The 7,743-nt window shown below is 68.9% G+C and carries 9 protein-coding genes; 5 read left to right on the top strand and 4 right to left on the bottom strand.

Annotation, left to right across the window (positions count from 1 at the left end):
- Positions 1 to 33 precede the first annotated feature (33 nt).
- Complete coding sequence (locus NB3_RS02440; RefSeq protein WP_067795702.1) at positions 34 to 252, top strand: MbtH family protein; 219 nt, start codon at positions 34 to 36, stop codon at positions 250 to 252.
- Between the two features lie 74 nt (positions 253 to 326).
- Here NB3_RS02440 and NB3_RS02435 read toward each other — a convergent pair whose 3' ends face one another.
- Complete coding sequence (locus tag NB3_RS02435; RefSeq protein WP_067795700.1) at positions 327 to 1,673, bottom strand: helix-turn-helix domain-containing protein; 1,347 nt, start codon at positions 1,671 to 1,673, stop codon at positions 327 to 329.
- Positions 1,674 to 1,929: 256 nt separating this feature from the next.
- On the opposite strand from NB3_RS02435, the gene NB3_RS02430 reads away from it, so the two are divergent.
- Together NB3_RS02430 and NB3_RS02425 are read left to right on the top strand one after the other, a co-directional pair.
- Positions 1,930 to 2,118, top strand: a complete 189-nt coding sequence (locus NB3_RS02430) for a hypothetical protein (RefSeq protein WP_067795697.1) — start codon at positions 1,930 to 1,932, stop codon at positions 2,116 to 2,118.
- A 6-nt stretch (positions 2,119 to 2,124) separates the two neighbouring features.
- Complete coding sequence (locus NB3_RS02425) at positions 2,125 to 2,391, top strand: hypothetical protein (protein ID WP_067795694.1); 267 nt, start codon at positions 2,125 to 2,127, stop codon at positions 2,389 to 2,391.
- 154 nt (positions 2,392 to 2,545) lie between these two features.
- On the opposite strand, the gene NB3_RS02420 is transcribed toward NB3_RS02425, so the two are convergent.
- On the bottom strand, positions 2,546 to 3,271 hold the full coding sequence (locus tag NB3_RS02420; RefSeq protein WP_067795692.1) for a TetR/AcrR family transcriptional regulator: 726 nt from the start codon (positions 3,269 to 3,271) through the stop codon (positions 2,546 to 2,548).
- Between the two features lie 91 nt (positions 3,272 to 3,362).
- Here NB3_RS02420 and NB3_RS02415 point away from each other — a divergent pair, with 91 nt between their 5' ends.
- Together NB3_RS02415 and NB3_RS02410 are read left to right on the top strand one after the other, a co-directional pair.
- Positions 3,363 to 4,061: a DUF2306 domain-containing protein gene (locus tag NB3_RS02415; protein WP_084485635.1), complete on the top strand. Its 699-nt coding sequence runs from the start codon at positions 3,363 to 3,365 to the stop codon at positions 4,059 to 4,061.
- Between the two features lie 69 nt (positions 4,062 to 4,130).
- A complete protein-coding gene (locus NB3_RS02410) occupies positions 4,131 to 4,967 on the top strand; it encodes an SDR family NAD(P)-dependent oxidoreductase (protein WP_067795687.1) in 837 nt (278 codons plus the stop codon).
- A gap of 78 nt (positions 4,968 to 5,045) precedes the next feature.
- Here NB3_RS02410 and NB3_RS02405 read toward each other — a convergent pair whose 3' ends face one another.
- Positions 5,046 to 5,933, bottom strand: a complete 888-nt coding sequence (locus NB3_RS02405) for an aldo/keto reductase (protein WP_067795684.1) — start codon at positions 5,931 to 5,933, stop codon at positions 5,046 to 5,048.
- 421 nt (positions 5,934 to 6,354) lie between these two features.
- The gene (locus NB3_RS02400; protein WP_067795903.1) at positions 6,355 to 7,599 is read right to left on the bottom strand and encodes a TetR/AcrR family transcriptional regulator; all 1,245 of its coding nucleotides are present in this window, start codon (positions 7,597 to 7,599) and stop codon (positions 6,355 to 6,357) included.
- Between the last annotated feature and the right edge of the window lie 144 nt (positions 7,600 to 7,743).

Raw genomic sequence — 7,743 nt, 5'->3', positions numbered from 1 at the left:
CCCCCATGAACCGACTCAGGAAGGAAATCCGAAATGACCAACCCGTTCGACGACGACAACGCCAAGTTCTACGTCCTGATCAACCAGGAGGGCGAACACTCGCTCTGGCCGGTCTTCGCCGCCGTCCCCGGCGGCTGGTCCATCGCCTACGGCGCCGCCAACCGCAAGTCCTGCCTGGAGTACGTCGAGACGCACTGGGTGGACATGCGTCCCAAGTCGCTCATCGAGGCCATGTCCAGCGAGGGGAAATGACCACCTGAATGCGCGGGGCGCGCCGGTCCACATCCCCCCTGCCGACCGGTGCGCCCCGCCTCGTCTCCGCGGACTCAGACCTCGGCGCGCGCCGCGTCGATCACCGCGTGCGCGTGCTGCCGCCATTCCGCGACGGCTTTGGTGCGCAGGCCGCCGAGCGCCGAGTCGAACTGTCTGGCGCGCTTGGTGACCGTGAGCCCGACGTAGGTGTGCGCGTTCGTGATGGCGCCGGTGGCCACCGCGCACGCCTCCTCGACCTCGCCCGAGGCCAGCAGCGCCGTGGCGTGCTCGAAGCGCACCAAGGCCGGTTCCATGGTCTCCGACGGGTCGTACAGCGCCATCGCGCGGGCGGCCGCCACGGCGGTCTCCTCGGCGCGACCGAGACGGGAATATCCGATCGCCTGATAAAAAGCGAGTTTCTCCGGGCGGAAAGAAAAGATACCGACCGAAAGGTCTTCTGTGCCGACGTCTTCCAACGCCGACGCCGATCGGGTTATACACCGTGCGAATTCATCGGCGTGACCGAGACTGGCGTGCGCACGCGCCGCCATTCCCCACAACCACGCGGCGGCCGGGCCGTAGGACGGATTTTCTTGCAAGCGCCCGTCGAGTAACTGCAAAACTTCCTTCGGTTTATCGCTATACGTCGGCAAATACGCGAGCCCGGCCAGGGCGATGTCCTCCGAATAGCGGTCGCCGATGTCCTGCGCGGCGTGGATGGCGGTGGCGTACCACATGCGGGCCTGACCGAAGTGGCCCTCGTTGAACAGGATCTCGCCGACCACGTTCGCCAGCCGCCCCGCCGTGCGCACCAGCCGCACCTGATGATGGGTCGGCTGCCGTTCGCCGAGACAGCCACGCACCAAACGGAATTGCTCCAGCCCCGTCTGCAACAGCTCGTGCGGCGGGACCTGGACCACCCGCGTGCCCAGGACCTCGGCCGACTGCTCCAGGAATGCCAGCCGCCGCTCGCTGATCGACCCAGCGTCGAGGGTAGCCAGCATCCGTTCGGGTTCACTCGCCACCAGGTCCGCCGCCTGGCCTGCCAGGCCCGCGCCGATGCAGGCCAGCAGTTCTCGCCTTCTCACGTCGTCTTCCTCGACTTCCTTGTCGAGCCCGATTTCCCTACCGAGCTTGGTGTGCCTTTCGGGCGCCGAATCGGCGCTTTCGTAGTCGGGGGCCGTCTCCTGGCGCGTGGTGATCGCGCGTTCGAATCGTTCGGCGACGACGGAATCGACGCCCGACAGGACCCTGTCCAGGAGACGCTGGCTAGCGGCGTGCATCCGGGTTGTTCGGCCGTTCTCCCACAGGACCACGGTGCGCGGTGTGACGCCCACCAGACGCGCGAATTCGTAACGGCTTCGCTTCATCGCCGTGCGAAGCGCATGTACAGCTTCGCCCGTCCAGTCGACCTCCACCATAGGTCTCTCTTCCTCGCTCCAGGCCGCTACAAACGGAAAGTACTCGCAATTACCGCATTCGGGTCTGTTATCTACCGAATCGCAACGCGCACTGTTGAATCGCACCCGGCATCGGGGGTCCGCCCAAACCCTGTCGAGGGCGCCCGTTGCCCGGAGCCCGGCGCACGGTCCCGACACGGCCCGATCCATCCGTGTCGAGCGCGGCTCCGGCGGCGCCTTCCCGATGCCGGGTGCACTGCGCTGATGGAGGTTGACGATGGACGTTTTGCACTCGGATGTCCGAGAGCTGTGGCTGATCCAGGGCCGCGACTGCACGCAGGAGCCGCTGGGCCTGACCTATGACCGCGCGCGTTTCCTGTGCGCCGTCCACGCCGGGCACGGTGCCCAGTGCAGGCAGTACCTATCCGCGTCGGCCTTCTGTTCCCGTCAGGCCGCAGACCAGTGAGCGGTCGTGAATCCGCTGCTGAGCATGCTCGGCGTGTGCACCTTGCTGGTGGCCGCGATCCTCGGCGTCGGCTCCTGCCTGCCGGACGGCGGCGCCGAGGACGCGCACCGGCCGCCCGATGAGCCGTTCACCGTCGAACAGGCGCACCGGGTGATGCAGGGCCACCGGCCGTGCCGCGCCGACGTCTGCCCGCGCAAGCGGGCCGCCTTCCGCGCCCTGGTCGCCTCCGGCCGCGTCGTCCCGGACAACCGGGCCGACGGATACTCGCGCTGACCTCGCGTCGGCGTGCCGAACTCGTCGGCCGGCGTGATCCGCCCCCCGACGAGATTCACCCCCCCTGCTCGGGACTACGGCGAGGGAGCCCCGACAGCGCCGACGTCCTCGTATCCCCGTACCGCGGGGCTACGAGGACGCCCCGGTGCCGAGATCATCCGCGCATGCGGTTGGCGACGCCGTCGATGAGGGCGGTGAGCCCGAATTCGAATACCGCTGCTGCGGCGGCGTGCGCACCCACGCGTTCCGGCGCACTCTCGGTGGCGACGGCGACGAGGGCCGGAAAGCGCTCGATGCCACCGAACTCGGTCAGCACCGCAGGATCCAGGACCGGCCCCGCGTGGCCGGGAGCGTCACGCCCTTTGGTCGGGTCGATCTCGAGGCGGGTCACTCCCGCGGTGAACGCGCTCATCGACAGCAAGGTTTCGGTCACCAGGCTCGGTGGCAGGCCTCCGTCGAGCAATGCGCGCGTGGCGATTTCTCCCCACAAGGCTTCGTTCGGTCCCATGTAGCGGTTGCCCGTGCCGACGGCCAGCACCCAGGGGTGGCGCAGATACAGCTGCCGCATGGCACGGGCCCATTGTTCGATCGCGGGCCGCCAGCCGCCGGACGGCAGCTGCGGCGGTGTCGCCATCACAGCGTCGAGCATGAGCGAGATCAGGTCGTCCTTGCCGGGGACGTGCCGGTAGAGCGACATGGTGGCCGCGCCGAGCTGCTTGGCGACCCGCTGCATCGACAGGGCCCCGATGCCGTCCGCGTCGGCCACCGCGATCGCTTCGGTGACGATGCGGTCGAGCGTCAGCGCGGGCCGCGGCCCGCGCCCTGATGCCCGCTGGCCCGACCACAACAACCGCGCGACCGCGGGTAGCTCATCGCTCACAAGTCACTCCTCATGGGCATTGCGTATGGCATACGCAATTGCGTATCTTATACGCAGTCATGCTTCTCGGTTACTCCCCGGATGGTCCCTCATGAGTGTTCCGACCCGGCAATCGCCTCGCCTCGCCCATACTTCCTGGTGGCAACGCCCACGGGTGGGACCGCTGCTGGTGCTGGTGTTCGCGTTCGTCGCGTTCTCCCTTCCGCCCTACCTGACTTTCGATCGTTCACTGTCGCGCGTGCCCGACCCGGGTTTCGCCCTGCACTACCCCCTGCTGGTGGTGCACGTGATCTGTGCGTCGACGGCCATTCTGAGCTGCGGCTTCCAGGTCTGGCCGTGGTTTCGCGGGCGGCATCCGCGGCTGCATCGAATCATCGGCCGCGCTTATGTTTTCGCGGGTGTGCTGCCCGCCGGGCTCGCCGGGGTGGTGATCGGCGCGACCAGCCCGTTCGGCCCGGTCGCCCGAGTGAGCAATGTGATGCTGGCGCTGCTGTGGCTGATCACGACGCTCGCCGGTCTGCGGGCGGCCCGTGAGCGCCGGTTCGGCGACCACCGGCGGTGGATGATCCGCAGTTTCGCGCTGACGCTGTCGATCATGCTCAACCGCGTACTGGGGGCGATCTTGTTCCTGCTGCTGAACCCGCTGCTGGACACCACCTTCCATGGGGACGAGACGCTGCTCGTCCAGACCATCGCAGGCATCGGCACCTGGCTGGGCTGGACCTCGTCGCTGCTGATCGCGCAATGGTGGCTGGACCGGCGCCCCCGCCCCGCGACGGTTCCCCGATGACGCGGCGCCGCGGCATCGATATTTGAAGCGACCGCGCTCATCGGGCCGGGAAAGTGAGAAGGAGCGATCATGACTACGGAGAACACGGTGCGGCGCTGGCTGATTACCGGCGCCAACAGCGGCTTCGGTGCGGCGTTCACCCGCGCCGTGCTCGCGGCAGGCGACGAGGTGGTGGCGGCCGTGCGCCGCCCCGAGACGATGGCCGAACTCGTCGCCGCGCAGCCGGATCGGGTGCGGGTCGTGACGCTGGACGTGCGCGACCCTGCGGCCGCCGAGCGCGCGGTGAAGGAGGCCGGGCGCGTGGACGTGCTGGTCAACAACGCCGGATACGGCATCGTCGGCGCGATCGAGGAAACCGACGAGGCCGATGAGCGCGCCGCCATGGAGGTCATGTTCCACGCCCCGCTGCGGTTGACCCGGTTGGTGCTGCCCCAGATGCGGGAGCGCCGATCGGGCGCGATCGTGCAGGTGACGAGCATGGGTGGGTTCATGTCCTTCGCGGGCGTCGGCATCTACAGTGCCGCCAAGGGCGCGCTGGAGCTGGCCAGCGAAGCCCTCGCCCAGGAGGTCGAGCCGCTGGGCATTCAGGTGCTCATCGTCGAGCCCGGCGCGTTCCGCACCGGTTTCGCCAAACCCGCCGCGCTGGCCATCAGCTCCGCGATCCCCGACTACGCCGCCACCGCGGGCGTGGTCCGCGACGGGTTGCCCGAGTCCGATCAGCAGCAGGAAGGCGACCCCGGCAAAGCCGCCGCCGCGGTCCTGGCCACCGTCCGCCGGCCCGGCGCACCGCTGCGCCTGGCACTGGGCCCGGACGCCGTGCAAGGTATCCGGGACAAGCTGGCGCGAGTAGCCGCCGAGCTGGATGCGACCGCCGAGCTGGGGTTGAATACCGGCTTCGATTCCTGAAAACACACGCGAACCACTAATTGGTCGCGTTCGGGGGCACCCGCACACACCGGGTGCCCCCTCCGACGGCCGTGCCGACTATTTCCCGGCAGACCCGGTGGCGGCCGACAACGCCTCGAATTCCGCGTCGGTCAATTCGATGCGCGCGGCGGCGATGTTCTCCTCGACGTGCGCGACGCTGGAGGTGCCCGGGATCGGCAGCACGACGGGGGAGCGGCGCAGCAGCCAGGCCAGCGCGAGCTGGGCCGGGGTCGCGCCGTGCTCGGTGGAGATGGCGGCCAGCGGACCGCCGGGGGCGGCGAGTTCGCCGGTGGCGATGGGGAACCACGGGATGAAGCCGATGTTCTCCCGCTCGGCGTAGTTCAGCACGTCCTCGTCGGCGCGGTTGGCCAGGTTGTACAGGTTCTGCACCGAGACGATGGTGGCGAGTTCGCGCGCCTGCCGCAGCTGTTCGACGGTCACCTGGGACAGGCCGATGTGCCGGATCTTGCCCTCCTGCTGGAGCGCCACGAGTTCACCGAGCTGATCGGCCAGCGGCACCTGCGGGTCGATGCGGTGCAGCTGGTACAGGTCGATCCGGTCGACGCCGAGATGGCGCAGGCTGAGTTCGGCTTGCTGACGCAGGTATTCGGGCCGCGCGACCGGACGCCACTCGTTGGGGCCCTGCCGGGTGAGACCGGCCTTGGTGGCGATCACCAGGCCCTCCGGATACGGGTGCAGCGCCTTGCGGATCAGTTGCTCGCTGACGAACGGGCCGTAGGAGTCGGCGGTGTCGATGAAGTTCACGCCGAGTTCCACCGCGCGCCGCAGCACCCGCACCGCCTCGTCCGGGTCCTTGGGGTCACCCCACACGCCGGGGCCGGTCAGCTGCATCGCGCCATACCCCAGCCGACGCACCGGAAGATCGCCGCCGATGGCGAAGGTTCCGGAGGCCGCGGCGGGTTGCGCGTCGAGATCTGTGCTCATGGGATTCGTCCTTCCGAAGTCGGAAAACTGCATCGATGCTCTACGAACGCCGCGCCGGTCGGGCCGATCGCTCTTCCTGCCCCAACAGCACCGTCACGAGGTCGATTCCCGCCGCGCTGTTCGCCGGTGGCGTAAACCGTCCGCGTCCTCCAGCACGGCCGAGGACCTGCGCCTGAAGTCCGGCCATCGGCCACGCCCAGGTAGCCGACAGGAGACGTCCGCTTGGGCGGCGGTTCATCCACGGTGCGCCAGTTCCCGCTCGCCGGGCTGGTCGACGTCGGCGGAGTGGCACACCGTCGCGGGCCGCACTCGCGATTCGCCGCATCCATGTGCCGCTCACGGTGGACGCGCTGTCGTGGGCTGAGCCGGTGCGTTACCGCCTCCGTCCGTAGATCGGTGGACGTCGCCGTGGAGCGCCGGGCTACGGCGCTGGCCGGTCGAAGAGGATCGTTTGCATCAGGCGGATGACGCGGCGAGGGGAGCAGGCCGGGTCGGTGGAGCCGAAGCGTTCGCCAAGGTCGACTACCAGGGCGAAAGCGGCGTGGACCAGCAGCCGCGCCTCGGCGGCGGACAGCTCGGGCCGCACTTCGGCCAGCAGTTTGGCCCATTCCTCCACGTTGAGGCGCTGGATGTTGCGCAGCACGGTGCGCTCCTCCGGCGGCACATTGCTGATCTCGGCGTAGTAGACGAAGGTCAGCTCGCGCTCGGCGAACGAGCCCGCCACATACAACTCGATCAGCGTGTCGAGCGCTTGTTCGGGCGTCTCGGCGGCGGAGACGGCAGGGCCGATGGCGGCCGACACCCGATCCGCGGCCCGGCGGAACGCCGCCGTGAGGATGTCGCCCTTGCCCCGGTAGAACCGGTACACCGCCGAAGAGGCGGGCAGTCCGGCGGCGTTGGCGATGTCCTCCACGCTGACGTTCGGGTAACCGCGCTGGTGGAACAGTTCGACCGCGCGCATCAGCAGCAGCTCGTGTTTGAAGGTCAGCGGGATCTCGGTCGCGGTGCCGTGCTCGGCCTCGGCGCTGCCGGGGGGCGGCAGTTCGCACGCGGCGAGCGCACGGCAGGCCGCGGTCAATCGCGTGGTAAGTGCCCGCACCGGGATCGACACGTGATGGTCGCCGATGCTGCTGAGCACGCTCAGCTCCGCCGCGGCGAGCACGGCGCGGTCGGCCTTCGCCAGCGCGGGCCTGGTCTCGGCGAGCAGGGAGGTGAGCGTCGCGTTCACGCCGGCGAGCTGATCGGCCAGCGTCGCCGCGTCCTCTTCCTCCAGATAGCGCCGCTGCCAGCGCAGCAGTGCCGCGCTGCGCCGGTTGGCGATCGCGGCCTCGATCAGGGCGTCGAGCACCCGTGCGAGCCGTTGCTCGGCGGGCAGTCCCGTGGCGTCGGGAAGCCGGACCGCTTCCGCGCTGACCGTGCCCAACCGGAGCACTTCCTCGCGGAACAGCGCGTATTTGCTCGGATAGTGGCGGTACAGCGCCGCGGAGCTGATATCGAGCCGCGAGGCGATGTCGTCCATGCTGACGCCGTGGTAGCCCAGCGCCCCGAACGCCTCGGCCGACGCCGCCGCGATCTGGGCTCGGCGGTCGCGTGGTCGGCGCCGGATCACCCGTGCCGGTGTCCCGTCGGCCGCCTTGTCCGCGGCATGGCGGTCCTGGGCACCCATGCCGCGATGGTAGCCCAACACAACGTTCGGTACATCGACGCTACCCGGTGTGGGGAAGAAATGAATGGTAGATCACAAAAATTCGGTGATCTCGCCTTCATGTCGCACTATGTATTCGCCAAGTCGAGAATTTCGGCTAACTTA

It is taken from the genome of Nocardia beijingensis NBRC 16342 (assembly GCF_001612785.1).
GTDB classification, from domain to species: Bacteria; Actinomycetota; Actinomycetes; order Mycobacteriales; family Mycobacteriaceae; genus Nocardia; species Nocardia beijingensis.
This window is presented reverse-complemented; position numbering and strand designations above follow the sequence as displayed.